Genomic DNA, 1,240 nt, shown 5'->3' with positions numbered 1-1,240 from the left:
GTGAAGCGGCCGGGCGGTGCTGGGGCGGTCCCTCAGCCGGCGGCCTTCTCGGCCTGGGCCCGGAGGGCGTCGACCGCGTAACCGGGGTCCTGCGCGCCGTACACCGCGGAACCGGCGACGAAGACATCGGCCCCGGCCTCGGCCGCCCTTTCGATCGTCTCGGCGCTGACGCCGCCGTCGACCTGCAACCAGATGTCCGCGTCGCTGTTCCTGACCAGCTCGCGGGCGCGGCGGATCTTCGGCAGCACGATGTCGAGGAACTTCTGTCCGCCGAAGCCCGGTTCGACCGTCATCAGCAGCAGCATGTCGAGCTCGGGCAGCAGGTCGGAGTAGCTGTCCAGCGCCGTCGCCGGGTTCAGCGCGAGCCCGGCGCGGGCGCCGGCCGAGCGGATGGTGCGCAGCGTACGCACCGGCGCCTTGGCGGCTTCGGCGTGGATCGTGACGCTGCCGGCTCCCGCCTCGGCGTAGGCCGGGGCCCACCGGTCGGGGTCCTCGATCATCAGATGGCAGTCCAACGGCAGTGACGCCGACGCGCGCAGCGCCTCGACCACCGGCAGCCCCAACGTCAGATTGGGAACGAAGTGATTGTCCATGACGTCGACGTGCAGCCAGTCGGCCGACCGGGCGACCGCCTCGGCCTCCTCCGCGAGGTGGGTGAAGTCAGCGGACAGGATGCTGGGTGAGATCTGGATTGCCACGTCAGCGAGTCTATCCAGGCTGCGGGCGAGCCCGCCCTTCGCGGTGATCACCACGCTTCAGAGATCGCGTTTGCGCAGCAGGGCCAGGAACATGGCGTCGGTGCCGTGCCGGTGCGGCCAGAACTGCACGTAGTCGCCCGCGGCGATGTCGCCGACCTCGTCGAGGTAGTCGGCCGCGCGCAGCACCGCGGCATCGGAGCGGGTGGCGAGGACCTCCTCGACGACCCCTCGGGTCTCCGACAGGTGCGGCGAACAGGTCACATACCCCACGACCCCGCCCGGACGCGTCGCGTCGAGCGCGCGTCCGAGCAGCTCGCGCTGGAGCGGCAGCAGCTCGGCGACGGTCTCGCGGGTGCGCCGCCACCGCGCCTCCGGGCGCCGGCGAAGCGCTCCGAGACCGGTGCACGGCGCGTCGACCAGCACCCGGTCGAAGGCGCCGTCGTGCCACGGGGGCCGCGTGGCGTCGGCCACCACCGTACGCGCGGCGTCGCGCACCGAACGGTGCACGGCCCCGGCGACCAGCCGGGCGCGCGCCGGCTGCA

Annotated in this window: 1 protein-coding gene and 1 pseudogene; both read right to left on the bottom strand. The window is 72.9% G+C overall.

Annotation, left to right across the window (positions count from 1 at the left end):
• Positions 1-32 precede the first annotated feature (32 nt).
• Positions 33-698, bottom strand: a complete 666-nt coding sequence (rpe, locus tag VS93_RS26390) for a ribulose-phosphate 3-epimerase (protein WP_046472542.1) — start codon at positions 696-698, stop codon at positions 33-35.
• A 57-nt stretch (positions 699-755) separates the two neighbouring features.
• A pseudogene (locus VS93_RS26385) lies at positions 756-1,240 on the bottom strand (rRNA cytosine-C5-methyltransferase); the annotation flags it as partial.

It is taken from the genome of Allosalinactinospora lopnorensis, from assembly GCF_000981225.1.
GTDB classification, from domain to species: Bacteria; Actinomycetota; Actinomycetes; order Streptosporangiales; family Streptosporangiaceae; genus Allosalinactinospora; species Allosalinactinospora lopnorensis.
The sequence above is the reverse complement of the archived record's forward strand: the minus strand, read 5'-3'. Positions and strand labels throughout refer to the sequence as shown.